This window comes from Limnothrix sp. CMB-01, from assembly GCF_055193175.1.
On the sequence record NZ_CM143720.1, the window covers coordinates 1,426,093 to 1,453,007 of the forward strand.

Sequence of the window (26,915 nt, forward strand, 5' to 3'; positions counted from 1 at the left end):
TTTTCTAGGTACTCTGCCTGGGATCAACGCCCCTCGGCCTTAATTCAGAGGCAGATCTGAACCAACCCGCTCAACCAAGGGGCCATTCAGCAGTGCGAGTGATGCCAGCCATCCAAGCGATCCCGACAAGCAGTCCAAGGCCACGATGCAATGGCAATGGCTTGACTTCTGCGCTGCTCAAGCCTCCGCTTCCAAAGACTGGAACGCTAAACCCAAACTTTGGAGCCGGGCCACAGCCCGTTGGTGTTCTTGCTCCACGGCGGGTAACCATCGCTGGGCGAGGGCAAGGTCTCCTTGCTTTGCAGCGGTTTCAATTTGCTGGCTGGTTTGATACACCAACAGGGCCCCCATGGTTCCGCTGGTGGACTTGAGGGAGTGGGCCGCATCCTTTAGGTGGGCTGTGTTGCCATTGCTCAGGGCCGATCGCACCTTTTCCAGCAGCATGGGGGAATCGCGCAAATAGAGTTCGATCGCCTCATCCAGCACCTCCACTTCCCGCAGACTGCTCAGGATTTGCTCATCCAAAATGGGTTCCTGATTGGCCGCCCACCCCGGAGGCAAGGGCAACCCGGCCGGCTCCGGGGCTATTCGGTTAACCGCCAGGTCAACCTCCGACCCAACCCCATTTCGCTCCCCATGGCTGGTATGGGTTAGCGCCTCAGGGGCAACCGGTTCCGAGTCACCACTCACCAGGGCCGTCACCAACTGCGGCAGGGCGATCGCCACGGCTCCCGCACCGTTCTCCGCCACCGCAGGCAACACCGCATCGGACAAGGTTGGCGGTTCCGGCGCAGTTTCGCCGGTTCCCCCTTGGACAAACCCCCGAGAAGGACAGCGCCCCAAAGCCTCCGCCAGCTTCTGAATTCGGATCGGCTTGCTGATGTAATCATCCATCCCTGCTCGAATACAAGCCTCCCGATCGCCCTGCATCGCGTTAGCGGTCATGGCAATGATGTAGGGCCCTTGCTCCGTCACCCATTCCTGTCGGATCCGCTCCGTGGCTTCCAGCCCGTCCATCTCCGGCATCTGCATATCCATCAACACCACGTCATAGGGTTGACGACGCAGGGCCTCTAGCACCTCAATCCCATTGCCCGCCACATCAGCCCGATATCCCATGCGCTGCAAAATCTGCAACGCCACCTTTTGGTTCACCGCATGGTCTTCCGCCAGCAAAATTCGCAGTGGGTGGAACTCGGCCATATGGGAATCCACATCGGCCATGACCGATCGAGCGGCCACCGTTTCCGCCGTGCGCCCACCCAACACCGTCACGATCGCGTTGTAAAGCTGAGATTGCTTGATGGGTTTGTTCACCACTGCCGCAAAAACCGGCGAGGCACTGCGCTCCTGGTAGCCCATCGGAGCCATGGCAATCATCCGTAATGGCGTTGTTTTGGGCAGCGCCAAATCCTGCAACCGTTGGGCCAACTGCAAGCCGTCCATCTGCGGCATTTGCAAATCCAGCAGCGCCAAATCAAAGGATTGTCCTTGCATCATCCAGGCGATCGCCTCCTGGGGTGAAGCGGTGCTTTGGGTCACCGTGCCCCAGGCCTCCACCTGTCGCACCAAAATATCCCGATGGGTGGCGTTGTCGTCCACAATTAACACCCGCTTCCCTTGCAGATAGGGCTGGACTTCGTAAAAATCCACCAGGGATGCATAGGGAGCCGCCGCCGCCACGATCGTGAAGTGAAAAACGGAACCTTTGCCCAGTTCGCTTTCCACCCACATGCGCCCACCCATCATTTCCGAGAGCCGCTTGCTGATGGCTAACCCCAACCCTGTGCCGCCGTATTGGCGAGTAGTGGAAGAGTCCACTTGGCTGAAGGATTTGAACAGGCGGTTCATGCGATCGCTTGGAATACCGATGCCCGTATCTCGCACCGCAAAGTGAATGTCGTACAGCGGTGCGTTGTAGTCGTGGGAACGGGTTGGCGGCAGGGTGCTATCGCTTTGCAGCAAGGCATTCGATTCGTCGCTGGTGGTGTGGGGCTTGGCTTCCACCTGAATCACCACTTCCCCCCGGGCCGTGAACTTGACCGCATTGCCCACCAAGTTCACAAAAATTTGGCGCAGGCGCGTGATGTCCCCCACGATTAGGTTGGGAACGGCTGATCCCATCCAGTAGGCCAAGTCCAAGCCCTTGTCGCTGGCTTTGGCGGCTAACAAATCCAGGGACTCTTCAATACAACTGCGCAGATCGAAGGGTTGCGACTCCAAATCCAACTTGCCGGATTCGATTTTGGAAAAGTCCAGGATGTCGTTGATGATGGCCAACAGGGCATCGCCGCTACTGCGAACGGTTTCCACAAAGTCCCGCTGCTGACTGGTCAGTTCCGTATCCAACAGCAATCCGGTCATCCCAATGACGGCGTTCATGGGAGTGCGGATTTCGTGGCTCATGGTGGCCAAAAATTCGCTCTTGGCTCGGGTGGCCTCTAGGGCTTGGTCGCGGGCCCGGGCCAGGTCGTCGGCGGCTTGTTTGCGTTCCAGTTCGCCACCGATCCATTGCCCCATCAGCTCCAACAGACCAATATCAACGGCTTTGAAGGGCTGGTTACGGGTTTGATTGCTCCAAAAACAGAGGGTGCCGTAGCCCCGACGGCCGACGGTGATGGGTGTGCCGAGGTAGGCTTCGATTTCCAGGGCCGCATCGACGGCGGTGGGGCCGAGCTGGGCCAGGGATTTGGACTCGAAATACAGCGGCTCTTCGCGGGCAACGGCAATTTGAAAGATGGTGTTGCGCAGGGGGAACCGATCGCCCGCTTGCCAGTCCCAGGTGCTGGGCATTTGGGCGCGATCGCCCGTGTGAAAGATGCCCACTACGCGACATTGCAAATCGCCCACGGCGGCCATGCCGCCGTTGTAGTCCGCAGGGTCTGGATCCGGGAGGGTGGCAAATCGATCGTCAATTTCCACCAGCAGCCCCAATTCCAAGCCAAATTGCTCGCAACCCATTTGCAGCAACCGTTGCAATCGATCATCAAAGGTCAGTTGGCGGGCGGCGGCAATTTGGTAGAGGCGACGGATGGAACTTTCGCTGTCACGCAGATCTTGCTCCACCTGTTTGCGGGGGGTGATGTCCCGCGAAACGGACAACGTGCCCTGAAATTCGCCGTTGTGGGAGTCGTAGATGGCGCGGCTGGTGGTTTCAAACCAGATGTAGAACCCATCGTGGCGGCGAATTCGATATTGGGTGGTGTAGGTGGCTTTGCGATCGCGGGCGTGCTGGTCTTCTTCAATGAGGCGAGCGCGATCGGCCGGATGGATAAAGTCCCAACGTTGTTGCCCCACCATTTCTTCCGGGTGATAGCCCAACAGGGCCATGCAGGCGGGGGAGGCATAGATATAAACATTGTCGGCCGTTTGCCGGGAGATCAAGTCGGTGGAGTTCTCCGCCATGATCCGGTAGCGCTCTTCGACACTCGATCGCTCCCGTTGGAATCGATCGAGCGCCTCCAGCATTTCATCGATATTGTTGGCCAGGAGACCCAGCTCGTCGCTGCCAGGCATTTCTAAGCGAGTGGCCAGGTTGCCGCTCTGGCCAATGGTGGCCACCGCAGTGCTGAGGCGGGTCAAGCGGGCAAGCACCAATTTCTCGATCGACAGCAGGGCCACGCCCCCAAAGAGCACCCCACAAAACACCGTGGCGGCTCCCAAGTAGCGGATAGCCTGTTGGCTACGGTGATCAATTTCCCGAGGCAGCGTCACCCCCAAAATCAGGGCCGGTTCCCCTTCCAAGTTCCGCAGCAGAATTTCCGCCCGCAACAGATCCAAGGATTCCAGGGCCGTGATGGAGATTGGGCTGCGGGCCAAACCGGGCCGACTCACCTCCAGGGTCATGGGCTGGCCGAGGGTTCCAGAGTCCGCGGTCTGAAATTGTTCTAGGCTGACCGCCGGCCGCAGGGAAAGCTGTAATTCCACCCCCTCCGCCAGGCGATCGATTTCCGCCTGATCCAACCAGCGGCCCACCACCAGCGCGCCACGAATGGGGCCGGCTCCTTGACTGGTGACGATCGGGCGGGCCGCCACCATCAACACCCCTTCCGGCAGGGACACCAACCCTGAAATTACGCGATCGGGCTGATCCTGTTGTAAAAGCGTCGTTTGGCCCGGCCCAGCCAAATAGTCCAACAGGGAGCGATCGGCCGGTTGCAACCGTCCCCGCTTCGCATCAAATCCTTGGCTGTAAAGCACTTGCTTCTGGCGATTCACAATCGCGATCGCATTCAGCCGCAAAGCCGTAAACGTGCGATCGATCAGATTGGACTGGATATAAGCAGGGTTGCGCGTTTCAATGAATTCATAGGTATCGTCCCACTCCGCATATTCCTGAGCCGCCACCGCCAGACTGTCGAAATCCGCCGAGAGGGCATCCATGGCCCGTTGAGCATCTTGGCGCGCATATTGCACCTCCAGGGCCCGAAAGTCCCCAGAGACCAACACCGACAGCGCAATGCAGAGCGTCACGATCGACACCACCGCCGCCATCCCCACAATCGCCAAGGTTTTTCGGCGTAAGTTCACGCGATCACCCTCCTGGCCCCCTGATAGTTCCGCCACATCAGCCCTTGGCCAATGGATTCGGGCCAACATCGCTGACCTGACCTGACCCATGGTTGACCACAGGGTTGATCGATCCACTGCCCCCGATCGGCTGGAGACCCCTGGGTCTCGGCCGGTGGTTTCGGTCGAACCTGACTTGGAAGCTGCCATGGCGACTGCACAACGATTTGCAACAGCAACGGCAAATGCACCTGAATAAATTCGCGATCGATCAATTGGAGACTTAATTGGCGACCAATCAATTCGCGACAATGGTTCGGAGCGCACTCCCACGCCCAACTTAACCCTAGTGTGATCCCGTAGGGTTCTAACTCAAGCATAGGAGGGGTGAAACCCCTAGCTTCAAATTGCCCTAGTCGCGAGCAATTACTAACCATTCACTCGTCCAACAAGAATTACTCAGGCAGGTGTTTGCGTTGCTACTCCTCAATTGCCACAGCAGCGAGGCAATGGTCGGGATAATGCCTCAATCGATTCGCACAGAGCCGCATAGAGAGCCGCATAGAGAGCCGCGTAGATTGTTGCAGCCTTGCATCAACTTGCGCCTTTACCCCCAACATCAGACAAGCAACCCCAAGGTTTAACCCAGCCGTAGACTCTTGCGGGATTGTGGACTCTGCGGCCCCCAACAGCAATGATCGCTCTATTCGACCCCGATTTTGCCGAATTCTCCGAACCGATTTGCCTCCCAAACGGTTTTGTTGCATCACTTTCGACCAGCCCCCATCCCATTGAAGTTGAATAGGCTCCCCGTTGTCCCCGGTGCGGACTCCCCCGATCAACCGCTATGGGGGGTGAGACCCATCATTGAGATCTAGAAATCGATTCTAACGGTTCCCAGAGCAAGACTCCGTAGAATTTCGAGTTAGATCTCAATTCCCCTCCTCGAACTTCGTGAACAAGCAAGGCCCATTCATCTAGTCGAAATTTAGCGCGCTGGATAGGGAAGCTTGGGCCCGTTTTGAGGGGTTATTTGGAGGCAGGGCTAGGAGCGGCTGACCGTTGGTGGCTGCAATATTGCTGACCAAGGGCTGACAAGAAATTGACAACCGTTGCAATCCCCTTGAGCCAATTTTACGGCGATCGCCTGGCTAGCCAGGGAGATTCCGATCACAATTGCCCCCACTCCTTTGGCGGATGTTCCCGATCGCCCCGGCACAGCTTGTGGCCCCTGGGTCTCCCTCAAGGGTTCATCAACGGCTGCAGCGTTGCCGCGATCCAGGAAAATAAACCGTCTATAGTGTCATTAAGTCCCTGCTGTAGCCTATGACCGCCTCTCAGTCCCGTCGCGATCGCCTGGAGTATTTCGATCGGCTGATTTCCCAGGTCATTTTGAACCGCCAACACCCCATCAGCGGCCTGATGCCTGCCAGCACCGCCGTTAATATCCATGGGGACTACACCGATGCTTGGGTACGCGATAACGTTTACAGCATCTTGGCAGCCTGGGGGCTGGCGCTGGCCTATCGCAAGGCGGGACTCGAAGCGGGACGCGGCTACGAAATTCAGCAGAGCGTGGTGAAGCTGATGCGGGGGCTGTTGTCATCGATGATGCGGCAAGCCCACAAGGTGGAGCGCTTTAAGCACACCCAAGATCCATTGGATGCGCTCCATGCCAAGTACGACACGAGCACGGGCAACACGGTGGTGGCCGATGACGGCTGGGGCCATCTACAGATTGATGCCACCTCAGTGTTTTTGTTGATCTTGGCGCAAATGACGGCCTCGGGTTTGGAGGTGATTTACACCACCGACGAGGTGAATTTTGTCCAAAATCTGGTCTATTACATTGGACGCGCCTACCGCACGGCCGATTACGGCATTTGGGAACGGGGCAACAAGATTAATCACGGCAACCCGGAGCTAAACGCCAGCTCGATCGGGATGGCAAAGGCGGCATTGGAAGCGCTGAATGGCTTTGATCTGTTTGGGGCAAGGGGATCGCAATCATCCGTGCTGCATGTGCTGGAGGATGAAATTGCCCGATCGCGGGCCACGCTGGAATCCCTGTTGCCGCGCGAGTCGGCCTCTAAGGAGGTGGATGGGGCCCTGTTGAGCATCATTGGTTTCCCGGCGTTTGCGGTAGATGATGCGAACTTGGTCGATCGCACGCGGCGGCAAATTGTCGAAAAGCTGGAGGGGCACTACGGCTGCAAGCGGTTCCTGCGGGATGGTCACCAAACCGTCCTTGAAGACACCAGCCGCCTGCATTACGAACCCTACGAACTCAAGCGCTTTGAGCATATTGAGTGTGAGTGGCCGCTGTTTTGGACTTATTTGTTGCTGGATGCCCTGTTTCGGGGCGATCGGGACAGGGCCTTGGACTACCACCACCGATTGCAAGGGGTGGCCGTGGAACGGGAGGGATTCGCCCTGTTGCCGGAGGTCTATTACGTGCCGGAGGAGGCGATCGCCGCCGAACAGGCCAACCCCGGTTCCCAAACCCGCTTGCCCAACGACAACGTACCCCTGGTTTGGGCCCAATCCCTGTGGCTGCTGGGTCAGTTGGTGTTGGAAGAGCTGATCGATGTGGCGGATTTGGATCCCCTTGGCCGGCGATCGCGCCCGGGAGCCGTGCGGGAACCGTTGGTGCAAATGGTGTTGCTATCGGAAGATGCGGCCTTGCAACATCAACTGGCAATCTACGGGATTGAAACCCAAACGCCGGATCAGGTGGCCCCGATCGAGGTGCGGCCCGCGCGGGATCTTTCGGCGGCCTATGCCCAAATCGGCCGCAACGAAGCCCTCGGCCTCACGGGGCGGCCCCTGCGGCGGCTGCGCACCCTCACCACGTCGCGGATTTTTTCAATTTGCGGCAAAACCATGGTCTTTCTGCCCTCCTTCCTAGATCAGGAGCAGTTCTATTCGGGCGCAGATCCGGAGTTTTTGACCTCCCAAATTCGCAGCGAACTAGCTTACATTGCCCGCCAGTGGCGACAGTTGGGGCGGCCGACCATGACCCTGTTGCTGACTCGGGAAATGTTGGGATCCACAGAGGCCGACCTCGACACCCGATCGCCCCTGCTTTCCCTGATTGCGGACTTCAAAGCTGGCAAATGCAACAATGTGCCGATTCGCCTGGGACGGCTGCAATCCTTTGTGCTCACAGCCGGGAGCGAGCGGATTGACTTTCTCCACGGCTACGAATTCGAGCAATCCGTGGCCAATGGCGCACCCTTGCCCCTGTCCCAATACCTGGCTTTTTCGGCGGCGGATACCAAACCCCTCAGCAGCCGCCAGGAATTTCAACTGGAGTCGGAAACCAATCCCAAGAGCTTGCTCACCCGGTTGCGGGCCACGGTGAACCTGTATGAGCAAATTGAGCTAATTCAAGACCTGTGGCGACTGGTGGGCCCGGATTTTGAGACGGGCTTTGCCGGGGACGATCGCGCCGTGCCGCTCAATCTGCTGGTGGAGGAAATCTATAACCGGGCCCTTCAGGGCTACAGCGTCGTGGAATCTGACGGGATTGCTCGCCGTCGGCCCTATTGGGCAATTGTGCGGCGGGCGGCGGGCCTGCTGAACAAGGCGGATATTAACCTTTCGGATGCGGTGACGGATTTGCTGGTGCGGCAAAAGTTCATCGCCGTGGGCCGCGCCTACAGCGAGGGATCCTTGATCGATCGCCCCATGCCCCACGATGAGATCATGGCCAAGATTGATGAATTTTGTGGAGAAGACATCCGCGATCGGGTTTTGAGCCAGGAAATTTTGGTGGCCTTGGGCGTGCTCATTAAGTCCAATCCAGCCCTGTTCAAAGGCTTTTTGACCCTCCGCACCAGCTATTTCCTACTGCTGTTGGTGAGTGAATTGGGTCGCGAAATGCTCGTCACGCCCGATGAGGCCTACGAGCAACTGATGGAACTCAGTCCCTACGAGGTGCAATTGCGCTTGCGCCACGTGCTGGAAGGCTATCAGGGCGCAACCTTGGCCTTGCAACAGCAGGAATCGTTGCACCTGCGGGCCACGGGCCGGGCAATCGAATGGACAATTGTGCCGCAGCGGGAAGAGGGTTTGCCCCCCGCCGGGAGTTGGGCCCGCCAGCGGGAATTGGACGGCGCATTGAACCGCGTGCCTAAGGATTTCTATCCCCAGGTTTGGAACCTGTTGGGCCACTGCAAGGGCCTGGTGATTGGGGACAAGCTGGAACGTCGCAACCGGCTCGACAGTGCCTTGGTGTTGGCGGAAATGACCCCCGGCGAAAAGAACTTCGCCCTGCAAGTGGAACACCTGCTGAACAAGATTGGTGCGCCGCTTTATCGACAGGTTTGTATGGAAGCGTTGGCGGAGTTGGCAGCCCTGACCGATCGCAACCCCGAGCTGCAAATTGATGATTACCTGGTGTTGGATGTGTTGGTGGGCCACGCGGTGCGGTTGGCCTGGCTCGATCGCCATCCCCAGGATGAACCCATTTACAACGAGCGTAAGGGTCAGGCCTGGCAACAGTTCTATGAAACGTCGCCCTACAATTGCGCCACCTTTATGGTGAAGGCCTTCCAGTTCCTGATCGAAATGGCGGAACAGTCGGCCCGCGATCGCGCTGAACAGGCGATTGATGAGTCCCTGGAGCCGGTGGGGTAATGGGTTAGCCATTCCCGCCCGTCCGCTTCAACCGCCCATCCTGAGGGCGATCGCCCAACCCGATCGCCCTGGCCGCAATTGGCCCTTATCACCCTCGCACCCATGCTGCTCCATCACTGGAAACTTCTGCGGTTGTTTGTCACCACCGCGATCGCGGCCGAAATGGAATATCGCGGCAACTTTCTCTTAGCCAGCATTTCCTCCATTGGCGGGGGAATTGCCAGCGGCTTTGGGCTTTTTTTGTTTTATCGAACGGGCTACACCTTCCAAAACTGGAACTGGCATGAAGCACTTTTGGTGTTAGGTCTTTTTCTGTTTTTACAAGGCTTTTCCAACACCTTTTTAGCTCCCAACCTCAACAGCATCGTGCGCCAGGTAGAGCTAGGAACCCTGGATTTTGTGTTGCTGAAACCCATCAGCAGCCAATTTTGGCTATCCACCCGCGCCGTTTCCCTTTGGGGCTTTCCTGACATTGCCCTTGGTTTGGGGTTGATTTTCTATGCGGGGATCAATCTACAACTTCCCTGGTGGCAATATGGCTGGGCAATGTTGCCCCTCAGCTTTGGATTGCTAATTTTATATAGTCTCTGGTTTGTGTTAGGAGCCACCAGCATTTGGTTTACCAAAATCTATAACATCACGGAAGTATTGCGGGGACTATTGGAAGCTGGGCGCTATCCCCTCACGGCCTATCCGGCGGCATTTCGCTTCTTCTTTACCTTCATTGTGCCGGTGTTGTTTATGACTACTGTGCCGGCGGAAATTGCCTTGGGCCGCGATGCTTGGTTTTTAGTAGGAGTTTCAGGGTTGCTGGCGATCGGGCTGTTGTATTTGTCCAATCAATTTTGGCGGTTTGCCCTCCGGTTCTACACCAGCGCCTCTAGTTAGATTGCCGGTAGATCACGCGCAGCTCCGACCAGAAGCACTGGCCGGAGCTTTGGATGATAAATGGGTTTAAGGATGGGGGCAGAGGGGCTCGAACCCTCACGACCGTTTAGGGTCAACGGATTTTCATCTTCCTGTGGCTTTCGCCCCTGCACAATTCGGCTCGTGAGTCAGCAGAACTGCTCGATCGACCGTTTGGCGTTGAAGATTGGACTCTCCCTTTACCCTCGGCTGGTTACGTTAGGGTAGCTCCCGTCGAGTCTCTGCACCTTCCGAAGAAAAAGCCCGTAAGCTTTTTGTACCTTCGGCTTGGCTCAGGATTGCCGTAGCGATCGGGGTGATCTGCGAACAACGTCCCAGAATTGGTTCCGTGCCTTAGGTTTCCCTGAGTTTGAGAGCTGCCACTCGATCGATTTCTCAACCGAGGCTCAATTGTCTTAAGTCCGTAGCGTCTACCATTCCGCCATGCCCCCTTAGTGGAGCCAATTGATTAATTAGACCGATCGATTAGACCGAATCAATTAAGCTGACTCGCCCCTAAGGACAACTCAAGTTAACGGGTAACGTTGAGCCGTCCCATCATACCTCGCAAAGGGGGAAGAGAGGCAAGCAATGACGACATCTTCTAAACCCCTTGCCCTCGCTCCTGATGGTGATTGGTTAGGGCCATTGACCGATCGCTAGGCATCTGGCGATCGACTAATGGTTGCAATTGTATTTTTTGAGGGGCCGATCGCCCTTGGAAGGGGAAGGGGAACGATAAAATGTGGTCTGGTTGTGGTCTGGTTACGGACAAAGGCGCAGCGCTGAGGATCGCAACCGGAAATTAGGGGCCGACGCTGGCTGCTAATGGGTTGCAAGGGGCTGCGGTTGTCCGTGCGGGCTGTCAGGATGACGTTCAGGCGAGGGTCTGGTTTATGGCTTTGACGGATTTGCCGATCGCGCTGATTCTGTATGTGGCGCTGGCGGGGGCTTACCTGGTGGTGTTGCCGCTGGGTCTCTACGTTTATCTCCAAAAACGGTGGTATGTGGCCAGCTCGATCGAGCGGCTCTTGGCCTACTTTGCGGTGTTTTTGTTCTTCCCCGGGCTGCTGTTGTTGTCGCCGTTTTTGAATCTGCGTCCCCAACGTCGGGCCATTTAATGTCTGGCCATTTATTTAATGCCTAGGATGCCTCGATTGTCCCGTTTGGGCGATCGAGCCAAGGTGATGGGTTGGATGATGGTGAGCAATCGTGAGCAATTGACAGGGGCGATCGAGCAAACATGCGGCGAATTGACGCGATTCTGATTGGGTTAGGTGTCTTTTTGGGTGGGGGGCTGGTCTATGGTCTCCTGCAACTGGTGGGCATGGATGCCACCAATGCGGGCATCTGGACTCAGGCCGCGTTGGTAGTAGGATTGATGGGCTGGTTGCTGACCTATCTGGTGCGGGCCCTGACCCAAAAGATGACCTACTCCCAGCAGTTGCAAGACTACAAAGACGCGGTTTTGCAGAAGCAGTTGGAAGCATTGTCACCAGAGGAGTTGGCCGCCTTGGAAGCTCGCTTGGAAGCGGAAGCGGCGGAAACGGATCGATCGAACCCGACCCATCCGTCACCCTAATCCGCATTCTTCGCCACCAACGCGCCGCCCGTTCCCCCAATTCAAAGCCAGCATCCTCAGCCCCCAACAAGGGTTCACCCTGAATCCAGCCTGTGGGCGAAGTTGCTGGCCGTTTTTGATGTCCTGACCACCGAGTTGATCGATCGCCTGCCACCATGACCGTCTCTGTTTCTGAACGTTTTGCCACCCTGCGCCAAGCAGAACGCTGTGCCCTGATCCCTTTCATCACCGCCGGGGATCCGAATTTGGCAACAACGGAGGAGGCCCTGCGGCGACTCGATCGGGCAGGAGCCGACCTGATTGAACTGGGCGTGCCCTACTCCGACCCCCTAGCAGACGGCCCCACCATCCAAGCGGCCGCCACTCGGGCCTTGGCAAACGGTACTCGCCTTGATGATGTGTTGGCACTGGTGCAGCGGGTGTCGCCGGAACTGTCCGCCCCGATCGTCCTGTTCACCTACTACAACCCAATTCTGAATCGAGGAATTGAGCAATTCATTCAAGATGTGAAAGCGGCCGGGGCGGCGGGCCTGGTCGTGCCAGACTTGCCCCTCGAAGAAGCAGACGGCCTGCTGAAGCCAGCGGCAGCAGCGGGCTTGGAAGTCACTTTGTTGGTGGCTCCGACGAGTTCCAGGGATCGGATTGAAGCCATTGCCCAGCAGTCCCAAGGGTTTATTTATCTGGTCAGTGTGACCGGGGTAACGGGGATGCGCAGCGAAATGCACGGGCGCGTGTCCGAAATTTTGGCCGCCATGCGCCAGGTTACCGATAAGCCGATCGGGGTGGGCTTTGGCATTTCCTCGCCGGAGCAAGCGGTGCAGGTGCGTACTTGGGGGGCTGATGCGGCGATCGTGGGCAGTGCCTTTGTGAAGCGATTGGCCGACGGCACGCCGGAAGCGGGTCTAGCCGCCGTTGAAGCATTCTGCCGGGATTTGCGAGCCGCCCTTGATCAGTAAAGATCAACGAACTAAAGATCAACGAGCTAGATCAACAACGGACTGGATCAACAAACTAAAGATCAATCAACTGGGTCAATTCTGTTGAGGCAAGTTCCATTCCCTCAACAGAAACAGTCCAACTCAAGCAGTCCAAGTGGGGGCGTACGGCCGTACACCCCCACAAAATTGACCGATGGAACTGGTCAGTGACAATTTTGAGCAATTGTTGTGAACAATTCTTGAGCAATTGCATTGAATTGACCCTACACCCAGTCGGCCATGGATTCCCAACTGTGGCGCAATTGGCTGCTCAATAGTCCATTTTCCGATCGCCGATTGCGGCGGCGGGATTTAGCAGCATTCGAGCGTTTCCGCGATCGCTTATCAACCACAATTTTCCTCAGGTCGATCGCATCGTCCCAAGAATGAAATCGGTCAGGAAAAGTTCGCTGAGTCATGATTCTGACCTCCCAAAATTGACGTTGGGGGAATTGCCAGCCCAGTTGCTGACTTCAGAGATGCAGCCCCGTCGTCGATGGAATGATCCCAGTGCAATCCAGCTTCATCATCGAAGCGAGCTAGGGATGTGGACGCAAATCTCTAGGGTATTGTTCTGCGAATCGGGAACCCAATCCGGTTAACTTCGCCAGAAGCCCCCGGTTCGATCGTACCGCTTTTTCTCAGGGGCGGCGACTCACGGATCCTGATTCCTCAGGAATGAAGTTTTCAGAATTGTCCAAGGAATCCCAGCCCAAATTGCTTACTGGGCTAAGTGATCACGCACCAACTGGCGCAATGCTTGTTCAGCAGCAATTTCATCTTGCTGAGCCTCTGCCAAAAATTGATATAAATACGCTTTTTGCACCCAAGGAAAAATGGGGCTGAATTCCGATTCTTGATAATCCCCATTTTCCAAAATAAAAATGCGCCAATCACGGCCGTTATATCGCCACAATTCTGGAACACCCATCGCGGCATAGAGCCGATTTTTATCAATATCCGTGTGGGTGATATCCACTTCAACCACCAGATCCGGCGGAGGATCTTGCTGCAAGTTCACACTTCGTCCTGCAACCCGTGCTTGATTCTGAATGTAATAAGCATTGTCCGGTTCTGCGCCTCGGTCTAGATCCTCACGATCCAATGTTGTGGATCGTAGGGACTTCAACTTCAAACCCATTTCTCCAACTAAAACGCGAATGAAAAGCCCCAGTAGCTCACTAGCATTTTCATGTTCCTCTAGAGGCATCGTGATCTCCAAAACTCCACAGTTAAAAATTAAACGAGCAGTCCGGCTCTGGGGTAATGCATCCAAAATTTGTTGATAGGCTAGCCAAGTTAGTCCACGGAGGACGACACGTTTTTCGCCGATGAGTTGGGTGGGAGCCAGCGGGGCGATCGCAATCATTGCTCACAACTCCTGAAACGGTTGATTAGTTCTATTATCGCCAATGGGGCCAAGCAGTGGGCGAGCTACCCGATCGCCCGGTGCGCAAAGGGACTGCTATGCTGAGGGCGAGCATTCTGCAATCGCCCCATGACCGACTCCGCAAAGACCTTGCTTTTGGTAGATGGCCATTCCTTGGCTTTCCGAGCATTCTATGCCTTCGTGAATGGACGAGATGGTGGACTACGTACTTCCACGGGCATTCCCACCAGCATTTGCTACGGATTTATTAAGGCCCTATTAGACACGATCGCCCTTGAAAAACCCCAAGCGATCGCCCTGGCTTTTGATACTCGTCAGCCCACCTTTCGCCACGAAGCCGATGCGACCTACAAGGATGGGCGGCCGGAAACTCCCGTGGAGTTTATTGAAGATATTCAGCATCTCGAAACCCTGTTGGTGGCGCTGAATTTAACCATTGTTAAAACGCCAGGTTTTGAAGCAGATGACGCGATCGGGACAATGACCCAACAGGGCATCGCGGCGGGCTATCGGGTCAAAATTTTGAGCGGAGATCGGGACTTATTTCAACTCATTAATGACCAGCAAGGCATCAGCGTTTTGCACTTGGGTGGGCGTGATGTGAAGTCTTCCCGCTACAGCGAATATCGTGCAGCCCAAGTGGTGGAAAAATGGGGCGTTCGTCCGGATCAGGTGGTGGACTTCAAAGCCCTTTGCGGGGATAAATCCGATAATATTCCGGGGGTGAAAGGCATTGGCGAAAAAACCGCCGCCCAGCTTCTGCAAGAGCATGAGTCCTTGGATGGGATTTATCAGGCATTGGATTCTCTGAAAAAATCCGTCAAGAGCAAATTGGAAGCCGATCGAGAAGCTGCTTACCATTCTCAGTTTTTGGCGCAAATTAAATGTGATGTGCCCTTAGATTTGGCCTTGGCCGACTGTGAATTAAGCGGATTTGATCGCGCTGCCCTCACCCCCCTGCTGGAAAAATTAGAACTGAATCAGTTTTTGAAGCAAATTGAACGTTTGGAGGCTCGATTCGGTAATGGTCAGTTAACGCTGGGAGCGGAGCCAGGGACAGGCCATGAAACGAATTCTGCGGGCCGATCGCCCCAATTAGCGGGCAGTTCCCCAGCTTCGACCTTAGAAGCAGAAGATACTTGGTTTTTCAGTGCCGAAGAGACCGATTTGCTCAAGGAAAATCCGCCACTACCGGCCGAATTCACCCCAGAAATTATTACTACACCCGATCAATTGGAGGCGCTGGTTTCCGCACTGTTGCGCTGCCAAAACCGTGACTATCCCACCGCTTGGGACACAGAAACCACTGACCTAGATCCCCGAAAAGCGGCCTTGGTGGGAATGGGGGTTTGCTATGGCAATGCGGAACAATTCACGGTGGCTTATATTCCCGTGGGACATAGTACGGGAAAACAGCTCGATCGATCGCTGGTGTTGCAAGCGTTGAAACCAATTTTGGAAAGTGAAAACCATCCCAAGGTGCTGCAAAATGCCAAGTTTGATCGGGCAATTTTGCGCAGCCAAGGAATTCAACTGGCCGGGGTAATTTTTGACCCAATGCTTGCCAGTTATGTGCTGAATCCAGAAGCCAGCCATAACCTAACAGATTTGGGATTGCGCTATTTAGGAATCAGCGCCACCAGCTACCAAGATCTGGTGCCGAAGGGACAAACCATTGCAGCGGTGAGCATTGCTGCCGTTGCCAACTATTGCGGCACGGATGTTTATAGTGCATTTCATTTGGTCAGTATCCTGCGATCGCAACTGTCCAGTGAGCAGGATTTGTTGCCACTGTTTGAGCAGGTGGAGCTGCCCCTTGAGCCGGTTTTGTCAGCCATGGAAGGGCGAGGCATTCGGATTGACACGGCCTATTTGGCGGAATTTTCTAAGCAATTAGAAACAGATTTATTGGCGATCGAACAGCGGGCCTACGCAGCGGCTGGGGAGACTTTTAATTTAGGTTCGCCCAAGCAACTCAGTGAATTGTTGTTTGGCAAATTGGGTCTTGATCCCAAAAAGTCTCGCAAAACCAAAACCGGCTATTCCACGGATGCCGCCACCCTGGAAAAGTTAAAGGATGATCATCCCGTGGTGGAAGCGATCGTGGAGCATCGCACCTTAGCCAAACTGAAGTCTACCTATGTGGATGCGCTGCCGCAGTTGGTTTCGCCCCAAACCGATCGCGTCCATACGGACTTTAATCAAACGGTGACGGCCACGGGTCGCCTCTCTTCATCCAATCCCAACTTGCAAAATATCCCGATTCGGACGGCCTTTAGTCGGCAAATTCGGCGGGCTTTTTTACCCAAAGCGGGCTGGCTGTTGGCCGCAGCAGACTATTCCCAAATTGAGCTACGAATCTTGGCCCATTTGAGTCAGGAACCGGTCTTAATTGAGGCCTATCAAACGGGGCGAGATGTTCATGCTTTGACCGCGCAATTATTGCTCGATCGCCCTGACATTACCCCCGAAGAACGACGACTGGGAAAAATCATCAACTTTGGGGTGATTTACGGCATGGGGGCGCAACGGTTTGCTCGGGAAGCGGGCGTGTCGCGCATGGAAGCCAAGGAATTTATCGATCGCTTTAACCAGCGCTATCCCCAAGTCTTTGAGTATTTGCAACAAATGCAGCGCGAGGCGATCGCCCTGGGCTATGTGCATACACTCCTGGGCCGACGGCGCTATTTTCAATTCATGAGTCCTTCGTTGAATCAATTGCGCGGCTCCGATCCCCAGGCGATCGACCTCGATCGGTTGCGGGTCAATGGTCAAAATGATGCCCAATTGCTGCGGGCGGCGGCCAACGCTCCCATTCAGGGTTCCAGCGCCGACATCATCAAAATTGCCATGATTCAACTTCATCAACGGTTGCAATCCACCCAGGCGACTTTACTGTTGCAAGTGCATGATGAATTGATCTTTGAAGTGCCTCCAGAAGAGTGGGACTTTGTACGCCCAATTATTCAGGAAACCATGGAATCAGCGGTCACCTTGAGTGTGCCCCTGGCGGTGGAAGTTCATGCGGGTCAAAACTGGATGGAAGCGAAATAGCCGATCGGGAATGAGTGATGCAATTAGGGGTGAATTTAACCCTACTTAAACCCGTTGACTTCTATCACGCTTAGAAATGTCTTCTTTTTAAGTCCACGACTTTGTTGCGACCAATTGTTAGAGTCAGCCCCACTTTCAGTCAATTAAATTCTAGTCAATTAAAGTTGGCATAGACAGTTACAGATTGGCACAGAATTGATGGAGTTCAATTGAGAACCCCCATAGGATTGAGGCGATCGCGCGAATGCACTTGAAATAGCCTGAGAGGATGTTTGAAAAGCCGCAATGGCTACCTTGCTTGTGGGTCTCATGCACCGACAAAGCAAAGCTGATCAAGTCCCTTGATCCAAAGACCGTTAGGGCTTGACCATTGCCCCCAGTCGCTTCAGCCATCCTCTGAGGTTTGTTAATTCCAGTTGATTCCAACCGATCGAGACAGCAAGCTGCGTCTTTTGTCCTCAACCATTGCTGCGATCGCTTGTGTTGAATTTTGCGAGCTATTTTTTTGCCCCCGGTGGCTGGGGAACCCATGCCCGATCGCTCGCGGGAGCACTGCACCCGATCGAGCCGATCGCCCTTTGTGATTGGCAGCCTCCCCAGCCCCTGGCCGACTGGGAACGGGGCGTGCCGGAACTGTTAGCGGCCGGTCTCAGCCCGGCGGCCAATGCCCCCACCCTAGTGATTGTGTCCGGGTTGCCGATGCCGCCCTTTCCCGGTTGCTGCCAAATTGGGCTGTTTGTGTGGGAAACCACCCACATTCATCAAAAATTTCAGCAATTACTCGATCGGTTCGATTACCTTTGGGTTCCGTCCCTTTGGCAGCGCCAGGTGGCGATCGAGTCCGGGCTTGACCCCCAGCGCCTGGCCGTTGTGCCGGAAGGGGTTGACCCCCAAGTCTTTCAGCCCCATCCCCACCGCCCCTCAGCCCTGAATCGCGACTTGCGGCAGCGGCCCTTTCGGTTCCTTTGTGTGGGCAAATGGGAACGACGCAAGGGGATCGATCTGCTGATCCAAGCTTTTGCCAAAGCCTTTGAACCTCAAGATCCCGTGGAACTGGTGTTGCACGCCCACAATGGCTACATTCCCCACTTTGACCTCCAGGAATCGATCGACTATGCCGCGCGGCTGCTGGGGGCCGAGGCCTATCGCATTTTGCCCAGCCATCCAGCCGGACGATCGGGCCTAGTGCAAGTTCTGCAAAAAGCCGATGCTTTTGTGTTGCCCACCCGGGGCGAGGCTTGGGGATTGCCCATTTTGGAAGCCATGGCCTGTGGACTGCCCTGCATTGTCACGGACTGGAGCGGCCTGCGGGCCTATGCTCACCCGGGCAATGCTTACCTGATTCCGGTCAAAAACCTAATTCCCGTCAATGATCCGCAGTTTTTTGACCCCGCCTTGGACTGGGGCCACTGGGCCGAGCCGGACTTGGATGCGCTGGTGGCCTTGATGCGGCAGGTTTATCACGATCGGGAAGCGGCCCAACAACGCGGGGCGATCGCCCGAGCTGAAGCCGCCAGCCTCTGGACTTGGGAGCGAGCCGCCCACACGGCCCAACAGCAATTGGCCGCCCTGGGATTCCGCCCCGATCGCTTGCCCCCTTCGGTATCCGCTGCCGCTTAGGTGGCACTTTTGTGCGCTGATTCAGCAGAAAAGCCAAAATTTCTCCAAAACAGCGGAATTTTGGTCAAAACTAGAGAAAAATCAGAATCTACCGTTGATGGCTGAAACTCGCGTTTAGGATCAGCGCCATCTTGTCGTGTCTAGGGATCTAACGCAACTTCTGCGCTACCCACTCGGGGCGGATTTGCCATCAAATCAAGATCGGCTTTCACCAGATTTTCACCCCTGACCGCTATATCTAAACTCGTCGGTTTTCTCACTGGCGACTCTGTTGAGCCATTGTTGAGCCATCGATCATTGGGTGCGCCTTGCCTCTTGTGGGCAAACTAATCGCTAATTTTCTAGTTCAAACCATCGCAGACAAAATTCGCAAGCTCTTTGCCTCCAGAATTGCTCCCCGATCGTCGTAACGATCCGTCGTACAGTCGTCGATACCAATCGTTGCAACAAGGATCTGAAGTTCCTGACTGCCTAAGGATTGGCTAACAGCAGCATCAGGGTTTCAAGTGCTTTGACGACCAACCCTAAACACCTAGTCAATATTAATTGTGATTACTATGCAATTTTCTCCTCTTCAAGTGGCGGACTTGTACCCGGTCAGCAACTCGGTGCAGGGCAAAACGATTCCCCTGATCTATCACCAAAATTTGGTAGCCCTGGCAGATGGTCAAAATCATATTTTGGAGCTAATTGCCCAAGGCCAACCCTTAGAAACCGTACTCACGGAATTAGCTTTACTCATTGAAGCCCACACGTCCTGTCAAACTTTTTGCGCTTTCTTATTACTAGAAGCGGAAACCCAACGATTACGCCATGGGGCAGCACCCAGCCTGCCGCCCGACTATAACCAATGCATTGACGGCATCCCGATCGGGCCTGCGGTGGGATCCTGCGGCACGGCCGCCTATCACAAAGCTTCCGTAATTGTTGAAGATATTGCGATCGATCCGTTGTGGGCTGAATTTCGGGATTTGGCGATCGGCTTTGGCCTGCGGGCTTGTTGGTCCACGCCCATTTTGTCCTGTGAAGGTCAGGTGTTGGGAACCTTTGCCATGTATAACCCCTTTCCCCACCGCCCCCATCCCCACGATCGCAAATTGCTGATTAAGGCAACCTATTTGGCCCGTGTGGCGATCGAACGACATCAAACCGAAAAGGCCCTGCAAGCGGCAAATGAAGATTTGGAACGACAGGTCACCAAGCGCACTCAAGATTTGCAATTGGTTGTGACTCGTTTGCAGCGGGAAATGCAGGAACGGGAGCGAGCAGAAGATCAATTGCGCCAACGGACGATCGAACTGGAAGCCACCTTGGATGAGCTGAAAAAAGCCCAGCTCTGGATGGTGCAAAGCGAAAAAATGTCTTCCTTGGGCCAGTTGGTGGCCGGTATGGCCCATGAAATTAATAATCCGGTGAATTTTATTCATGGCAACCTCAAACATGTGCAAAGTCATGTGGAGTTGCTGTTAGGTTGGACAGAAAAACTCCGAAATTGGGCCCAATCCAGTTCTTGTGCCAACCATCCTGAATTGGTGCGGATGATTGCTGATTTAGATGAAGAATCGGATTTTGAATTTATTCAGGAAGATTTGCCGAAAATCCTATCTTCCATGAATTTAGGAACCGAGCGGATTCGCCAAATTATTCTGTCCTTGCGCAATTTTTCGCGGATGGATGAGGCTTGTTATAAACTGGTCAACATTCATGAAGGCATTGACAGCACCTTGGCAATTTTGCAACATCGGATGAAGGCTGCACCCGACCACCCGGAAATTCAGGTGAAATGTGACTATGGCGATTTACCGGCGGTGGAATGCTATGCCAGCAATTTAAATCAGGTCTTTATGAATTTGATTGCCAATGCGATCGAGGCAATTACTGAAAAATATCAAATTGATCCGCTGGGCGCTACGAACCCTGATTCATCAGTTAGGGGGCAATTTAAGGGTTGTATTGAAATTCAAACGCGCCTTTTGCGGGGCGATCGGGTGCAAATTCAAATTACCGATAATGGGGTGGGGATGCCGGACAGCATCCAATCACAAATTTTTAATCCCTTTTTCACGACGAAGCCGATTGGCAAAGGCACGGGGCTGGGAATGTCGATTAGCTATCAAATTGTGACGGAGCAACACCAGGGCCAGCTTCGGTTTAGCTCTGTGCCGGGTGCAGGATCGACGTTTACGATCGTGATGCCCCTGAAGCAAGAAGGGCAATCCACTTAGCCCCGAGCGTCAGTCGGGATGGCCAGGGCAGGAGGCAGAAGTTAGGGTTACAATAGGAACCTCACTCAAGATCGACGCGCTCTCCAGCCCATTGCGCCATGCCTGAGCCTGCTTCTTCAGCCATTCATTCCTTCATTCAGCGGTGGCAAGCGTCAAGCGGCAATGAGCGGGGAAATTATCAGCTTTTTTTGAGTGAATGGTGTGACTTGTTGGGGGTGGCGCGGCCCGATCCGAAAGGGGTGATCGCACGTCCAAGTCTTGCGGATTCACCCAACTGTTGCTCAGCGATTCTACTGGCTCTTGTCATGAGGATGATCACAGGACTGAGTGCATTGTCTGCCTGATCTCTGTCGGTTGCCGATGGCTATCACTGCAAGGGTCTCGCAGCGCAGCGGCATAACGGCAAAACGCAGCGGCGGCAGATAACCTTGAACTCAACACCAGTGGCTTTCGTCCGTCCGCTGCCGTGACGTGTTGGGCTGTGCTATTTATGTGACTGTGTAGCTTGAATAAGTTTCCATAGCATCCCATTATCCCCAATCACTAATGAACGACAGCTTTCATAGTCTAGTTTCTTTAAATCATCAATATGTGCTGCTCGATTACGATAATCCCGCGTCAGCAGTGAAAGCGTAGTATACAAACCGTTAACATCGAGAATCCAATTTGCATTTGGGTAATTATGCAGAAGTTTGATGAACGCTTGCATTAAAGCACTTGTTGAACGTCTCTTCTCACTATTAATAGTAGTTTGCAAAAAATGAGCAAAAGTGCCTAGTTCTGGTGGTTTTTCTGTTTCATTTCTACAGAACTTAGCAATTTTGCCAATATCCTTATCTTTGACATCTTCATTAAGCAAGGCAGAACCGCGTAATACGGTCAACGGCATGATTAGTCGTGCAACCACTTCCATTTCAACAGCTTTACACAGACCGATAATTGCAGGCGACCAGTCAAGGTTTGCAGCACTATCCAAAGATTTTGAGACATACTCCGCAGTAGCCAGGAACCGAAGAGTGATTTCGGATAAAAACTCCGCCCGTTTTTCAGAAATCTTAAATAGGCGTTGCAATTCGCGTTCTTGGTCTGTATTAAGTAACGAGAGAAGAAGATTAGCTAAAGCTTCTGCTTTTTCATCATCTTCTCCAGTACCAGCCTTAATTTCATAAATCGATAATAAACGACCATAACAACCGTTGCATAAACGACGGTTCCAATCTTGATCATATATTGTGATTAGCTTTGCCTTTTTTGAAGTTCCACACCGGAAACAGTGAAAGGCTGTTGCTTCCTTAAACCGGAACTGTTGTAAAGGACCACGGGCAGGATACTCTTTTTGAAGCTGTGATGGGATGGGTTTCAAAAAACTACCTCAGAGCAACGCTACATCAATAACTTTATGGTGAATTAATTTCTGATACCCGCAGATATCCCTGCTGTACTGTCCTCACCAAGATATCAAGCAGCCCAACGGCTTAGTTCAACGGCGGCAGATGATCGTCGCTACTCCTCCCCACTCTCGGTTCCGTCCGTTGCAACGCCGTGTTAGCCACGCCCTTCAACATATCCCTTAATCAATTGGGTCATAGCTAATACAACTAACATGAAGTAAGTGAAGGCATTAGCTATCAAGAACGATTGATTTACTTTGCTTTTTTCAATTTCTTTAAGACGAAAATTTCCTGTAAATAATTCTATGGAGACGGAAATGAAAAACATAGGAATAAGTGTGACGATTATTTCTAAAGGCAGAAACGGAAAAGCGCCAGGTTGTACAGGCACAGTTGATTGAAAGATTATTTGTCCAATAAATGCCCCAAATAACAAAACTAAGATCCCTCCAACAAGCGTCGATAAAATGTTGGTTACAGAGGAAATATAGACTGCCTTGATGATGCTAAGTTTAAGTATTTTTTTGTGCGTGTAAGCTTCAATCGCAATAATCGGGATTAACAGCCAAAATTGGTATCCAACACTTTGAGTAAATAATGGAATTCCTGAATTTGCTAGATAAAGAGACTTGTTTAAGTACCAGAGGGAGTTCATGGGAAACATAGAAACTTGTAGGAATTTTGTTTCTTGAGAAGGAGCAAGAAATGAAGGCTAACGTTCCGGTTGAGCGGCAGCAGATCGACCACAACGATAGACGAAAAGATTCTTAACTGTCCGCTCCAACCGGGTTGTTATCTCGCTGTTGCTTTACTTTCATGGCTACTCGAAGTCCGTCACAACACCAACATACTCTTCTGGAAGGGGAAGATTGAAGTATTGCTGCAATAATCGAACGTCATGAATATCTTTTGCTTGCGGCTTGTATCCTGTGTGACATAGCATCTGAGCTTCAGGGGTGATGCAAGAAATTACATTGCCGTCGATCATGCCCTGTCCAGCCAAACTATTTTGTGGATAGTGAAAAGGCGTACCATCTTGCAGAACTTGAATGAACTGCCCGCTACCACCCTGTTTTACTGCGTGAAAGTCAACACTACGACCGTTAGCATCTTTCATCACAAACCGCGTCGGCAACTCGTTCAGTATGACAGCAAACTGATGAATCGCGAGGGTCTCCTCAATATGGTTCACATCCTCCAATCTCACGACGAGATCAAGATCACTGTGCGCTCGTGTTTGTTGACCGACGAGGGCATCGACCCCCCAACCGCCATCTAACCATACTGGAATGTCTGCCCCCTCTAACCAGGTCACAATCTGCAAAACATCTTCTGATTTCATACAGGAATGAGAGATTAGAACCGCGATCCAAGTCTACATAAACTTCAACACAACTGAACGAAGTGACACAACAATGCTTTGAATGCTAACAGATCAGCTTTCAATTACTGCCACCACCCGAAACCGAAGCGAGATAACTATTCATTAGACCGCAGGTACAGGATAACTTCCCTCAGCAGAGTGTTATCAAGCAGTTGCGGTCTAGCTCCGGTACTAAGGGTATTATCCCGCAGTTGCAAGATAATACCCCCCCCTTATAGGACTTTTACCGCAACGATCGCCCCAGAAACACCACAGCCCTAATCCAACGGCGCGATCGCCCGCTTCACCGGGTTCTCAGCCGTCAGACCATTCAGACCCATCAGTTGGCCAGCGGTAGCCGTCGTTTCGCCGCGCTTCCAGGCAAACACATCGCGCGGAGCCGTGCTGCGCAGGACGATCGCCCCTTGCCCCTGCCCAAGGAATTCAAAGAGCGCGTCGCCGCCGTCCGCGATCTGTTCCGCACCGAAGGGGGCGAATGGACAATTGATCGCGCCACCAGCCGATTCAGCGGCAAAAACACCAAAGCCAAAGCAAAGAACATCAGACAGGCGATCGAAGCCCTCGAAGGCGCGGGGCTGCTGCTGTCCTACGAAGATAACGGCGAACAACGCTGGTATGATGCCAGCCTCCAGGCGATCGCCTAGCGATTAGCGATCATCTTCAGCTCAAGATTCTTCGCGCTGCTCGATCGACCGGACTAGGAGCGGGCCAGTAAATTGAACGGGCGATCGCTCTCTTGCAGGTTAGATTCCAAATCCGCAATTAGGCGAGGATCGTGCTGCTCCAGCAGTTGAGTGGCGGCGCTGGCCTGAAGCGGCTGGGCCAGCCAATAGCCTTGGATGTAGGTGCAACCCAGGTTGGCCAGCCAGACCAATTGCTCAGCGGTTTCCACCCCCTCGGCGATCGTGGCCATGCCCAACTGTTCCGCCAGGGTGATGATGGCGCGGACGATCGCTTGGGTGTTGTCGCGCCCGCCCAGTTGGGAAATGAAGGACTGATCGATTTTCAGCACATCCAACGGGAACCGATGCAAATAGCTGAGGGAAGAGTAGCCCGTGCCAAAGTCATCGAGACAAAGGACGATCTGGCGCGATCGCAGCTCATACATGGTGGCGGCTGCCAGATCGGAATTGTCGGCGATGGTGGTTTCCGTCAGCTCCAGCTTCAGGGTTCCGGGATTGATGCCGGTGCGATGCAAAACCTGATCAATTTGCTCCATCAGGTCAAGGCGGGAAAATTGCTTGGCGGAAAGATTAACGGCAATTTGCAAATGGCCCAGTTGCGGGAAAAGTTGTTGCCACTCCCGAAGCTGATAGCAGGCGCGATAGAGCGTCCACAGACCAAGGGTGACAATCAGGCCCGTTTCTTCGGCGATCGCAATGAACCGATCGGGGGAAATGGGCCCCAATTCCGGGTGATGCCAGCGCAACAGGGCCTCAAAACACTGAATTTCGCCCGTGCGAGCCTCGGCGATCGGTTGATAGCGCAAGCTGAAGGGCATGGGCACTTCCGGGTGGCCAGCCCGATCAATGCCCATGTCCTCAATTTGAGCGATCGCCCGGCGCAGGTCATGTTCTAGGCGCAGGGTGGTGAGCACCTGTTGGTGAACAGCCCGATCGAACACCTCATGGCGCGATCGCATGGCCTTGGCCCGGCGCATGAAAATATCCGCATCCCGCAACAGCAGCTCCGCACAGTCATATTCCCGAGATCCCAGGGCAATGCCAATGCTGACGCTGGTGAAAATTTCTTGGCTGCCCAAGGTCACCGGCCGCGCCAAAGAACGATGGATCGATTCGGCCACCTGTTCCGCCTGGGCCCGGGTGGTCACGTCTTGCAGCAAAATGGCAAATTCATCGCCATCCAACCGGGCGATCGAGTCGGTGGGCCGCAAGCAGCGCCGCAATCGGTGGGCGATCGCCACCAAGAGTTCATCCCCCGCTTGATGGCCCAGACTGTCGTTAATCACCTTGAAGCGATCGATATCCACAAACAGGATCGCAAAACCCCCCTGTTCCGTCACTTGCATCAGGCGGATGGTTTTGGCCAACTCTTCCATCAAAAAGGTGCGGTTGGGCAACCCGGTGAGCCGATCATGCAGGGCGTTGTAGCGCAATTGCGATTCGGCCCGTTCCCGCTCCTGAATTTCCTGTTGCAGTTGTTGCACCGCCGCCCGCAGCTTCAGGGTGCGCTGTTCCACCAGGCTCTCAATTTGCATGTTGAAGCTGGCCAGCTTCACATCGCTTTGGTGGCGCAAGATGGTGCAGCCAATGCCCGCGGCCGCCAACCGCAGCAGGTTGCATTCCGCATCCGTCCAGAGCCGATCAGTTCGGCAGCGATCGAACCCCAAGAACCCCCAAAATTCCCCTTGCAAAATCATGGGCAACATCAAAACCCCATGAACCGTCTGCCCATGCCAAAAGCTGCGATAGGCATAGTTGGCGGGCAAATCTTGCAGCCGGAAATTCAACACCCGATCGGTGCTGAGGTATTCATGCCAACTGGGGTCTAAATCTTTGTAGGCAATGTTTTGCAGCTCCAAATGCTCCATTTGCAGCGTCAGGCCGGCGCGAGTCCATTCCCAACGCTGGCTGGTGAGCAGCTCGCCCGTGACCGGGTGGGGATGGTTCCGAAACACATAGGCTCGATCGGCCTGGGTCATGCTGCCCAGCATCTGTAGGGTTTGGGTAATGGCGCGATCGCCATCGGGCAACAGCATCAAACAGCGCATGGCTTCCCCCACCGCCAGCGCCGTCGCATCCCGCTGTTCCAAGTCCTGTTCCGCCAGGCGCAAGGCCTTGGCCAAGGTGGGTTCCAACCGCTCGTCTAGCCCCTCAATCAGCAGCAGGGGTTCCCCGTGATCCGGCAAAGTCAACCGCGAACAAAGACAGGGCAGCGACACCAGCTCCCCTTGGCGATAAAACGTCCAATGTTCTGTCCAGGTCTGCCGCTTGCTGAGGGCTTGCTGAATTCGCTCTAGGCGCATCCGCACTTGTTCGTGGCGGCCATGCTGGGCATGTTTCACCCAGGCCCGCAGGCTCGATCGGCTCCAGAGTTCGCTCCCCGATCGATTGGCCCAGTGGAGCCGCATGGCGAACAGATCAATCACCCAAATGGGCGAAGTCAGTTGATCCAGTAGTTGCAGGGGTGGCGGAGTCAAGATTGAACTAGTGCGAAGGGGATTAAACGCTTCCGTCATGGATCCGCAAAGATAGTGAGCTAGGAGACGTAGACCA

16 protein-coding genes and 1 pseudogene are annotated in these 26,915 nt (G+C 54.2%); 9 read left to right on the top strand and 8 right to left on the bottom strand.

The genetic code is table 11. The annotated features are described in order from the left end of the window. Positions 1-177 precede the first annotated feature (177 nt). Positions 178-4,719 (bottom strand): response regulator, encoded by a 4,542-nt coding sequence (locus ACZA91_RS06000; RefSeq protein WP_463185256.1) that lies wholly within the window; start codon positions 4,717-4,719, stop codon positions 178-180. A gap of 1,116 nt (positions 4,720-5,835) precedes the next feature. Between ACZA91_RS06000 and ACZA91_RS06005 the strand changes: the two genes are divergently transcribed. The 5 genes from ACZA91_RS06005 to trpA all read left to right on the top strand — a co-directional run bounded on the left by ACZA91_RS06005 (position 5,836) and on the right by trpA (position 12,594). Then, positions 5,836-9,150 (top strand): phosphorylase b kinase regulatory subunit alpha/beta, encoded by a 3,315-nt coding sequence (locus ACZA91_RS06005; RefSeq protein ID WP_099535385.1) that lies wholly within the window; start codon positions 5,836-5,838, stop codon positions 9,148-9,150. 105 nt (positions 9,151-9,255) lie between these two features. Then, a complete protein-coding gene (locus tag ACZA91_RS06010) occupies positions 9,256-10,038 on the top strand; it encodes an ABC transporter permease (RefSeq protein ID WP_190529371.1) in 783 nt (260 codons plus the stop codon). A gap of 914 nt (positions 10,039-10,952) precedes the next feature. Further along, on the top strand, positions 10,953-11,177 hold the full coding sequence (gene ndhL / locus ACZA91_RS06015) for an NAD(P)H-quinone oxidoreductase subunit L (RefSeq protein ID WP_190354306.1): 225 nt from the start codon (positions 10,953-10,955) through the stop codon (positions 11,175-11,177). A 122-nt stretch (positions 11,178-11,299) separates the two neighbouring features. Further along, positions 11,300-11,638 carry a DUF3007 family protein gene (locus ACZA91_RS06020; protein ID WP_190529361.1) on the top strand — a complete coding sequence of 113 codons (339 nt, stop codon included), beginning with the start codon at positions 11,300-11,302 and terminating at the stop codon, positions 11,636-11,638. Positions 11,639-11,793: 155 nt separating this feature from the next. Then, positions 11,794-12,594 (top strand): tryptophan synthase subunit alpha, encoded by an 801-nt coding sequence (gene trpA, locus ACZA91_RS06025; protein ID WP_463185264.1) that lies wholly within the window; start codon positions 11,794-11,796, stop codon positions 12,592-12,594. A 245-nt stretch (positions 12,595-12,839) separates the two neighbouring features. On the opposite strand, the gene ACZA91_RS06030 is transcribed toward trpA, so the two are convergent. Both ACZA91_RS06030 and ACZA91_RS06035 read right to left on the bottom strand, forming a co-directional pair. Beyond that, a complete protein-coding gene (locus ACZA91_RS06030; protein ID WP_099535395.1) occupies positions 12,840-13,034 on the bottom strand; it encodes a hypothetical protein in 195 nt (64 codons plus the stop codon). Positions 13,035-13,336: 302 nt separating this feature from the next. Beyond that, entirely contained in the window at positions 13,337-13,984 is a 648-nt protein-coding gene (locus ACZA91_RS06035) for a Uma2 family endonuclease (protein ID WP_463185266.1), read from the bottom strand. Between the two features lie 129 nt (positions 13,985-14,113). On the opposite strand from ACZA91_RS06035, the gene polA reads away from it, so the two are divergent. The 3 genes from polA to ACZA91_RS06050 all read left to right on the top strand — a co-directional run bounded on the left by polA (position 14,114) and on the right by ACZA91_RS06050 (position 20,904). Then, the gene (polA, locus tag ACZA91_RS06040) at positions 14,114-17,059 is read left to right on the top strand and encodes a DNA polymerase I (RefSeq protein WP_463185268.1); all 2,946 of its coding nucleotides are present in this window, start codon (positions 14,114-14,116) and stop codon (positions 17,057-17,059) included. Positions 17,060-17,524: 465 nt separating this feature from the next. Then, on the top strand, positions 17,525-18,679 hold the full coding sequence (locus ACZA91_RS06045) for a glycosyltransferase family 4 protein (protein WP_463185269.1): 1,155 nt from the start codon (positions 17,525-17,527) through the stop codon (positions 18,677-18,679). A gap of 557 nt (positions 18,680-19,236) precedes the next feature. Continuing rightward, positions 19,237-20,904: a GAF domain-containing sensor histidine kinase gene (locus tag ACZA91_RS06050; protein WP_463185271.1), complete on the top strand. Its 1,668-nt coding sequence runs from the start codon at positions 19,237-19,239 to the stop codon at positions 20,902-20,904. 484 nt (positions 20,905-21,388) lie between these two features. Here the strand turns inward: ACZA91_RS06050 and ACZA91_RS06055 are convergent, their stop codons facing one another. From ACZA91_RS06055 to ACZA91_RS06070, 4 genes and pseudogenes are all read right to left on the bottom strand, one after another. Then, positions 21,389-22,267 (bottom strand): hypothetical protein, encoded by an 879-nt coding sequence (locus ACZA91_RS06055; protein WP_463185273.1) that lies wholly within the window; start codon positions 22,265-22,267, stop codon positions 21,389-21,391. 182 nt (positions 22,268-22,449) lie between these two features. Beyond that, positions 22,450-22,950 carry a hypothetical protein gene (locus tag ACZA91_RS06060; RefSeq protein WP_463185275.1) on the bottom strand — a complete coding sequence of 167 codons (501 nt, stop codon included), beginning with the start codon at positions 22,948-22,950 and terminating at the stop codon, positions 22,450-22,452. Positions 22,951-23,115: 165 nt separating this feature from the next. Further along, a complete protein-coding gene (locus ACZA91_RS06065) occupies positions 23,116-23,637 on the bottom strand; it encodes a nucleotidyltransferase domain-containing protein (RefSeq protein ID WP_463185276.1) in 522 nt (173 codons plus the stop codon). A 299-nt stretch (positions 23,638-23,936) separates the two neighbouring features. Beyond that, positions 23,937-24,119, bottom strand: a pseudogene (locus ACZA91_RS06070) (hypothetical protein); the annotation flags it as partial. On the opposite strand from ACZA91_RS06070, the gene ACZA91_RS06075 reads away from it, so the two are divergent. Beyond that, positions 24,084-24,323 carry a hypothetical protein gene (locus tag ACZA91_RS06075; protein ID WP_463186494.1) on the top strand — a complete coding sequence of 80 codons (240 nt, stop codon included), beginning with the start codon at positions 24,084-24,086 and terminating at the stop codon, positions 24,321-24,323. The pseudogene ACZA91_RS06070 and the gene ACZA91_RS06075 overlap by 36 nt on opposite strands. Before the next feature lie 53 nt (positions 24,324-24,376). Here the strand turns inward: ACZA91_RS06075 and ACZA91_RS06080 are convergent, their stop codons facing one another. Further along, positions 24,377-26,839, bottom strand: a complete 2,463-nt coding sequence (locus ACZA91_RS06080; RefSeq protein WP_463185278.1) for a putative bifunctional diguanylate cyclase/phosphodiesterase — start codon at positions 26,837-26,839, stop codon at positions 24,377-24,379. Positions 26,840-26,915 lie beyond the last annotated feature (76 nt).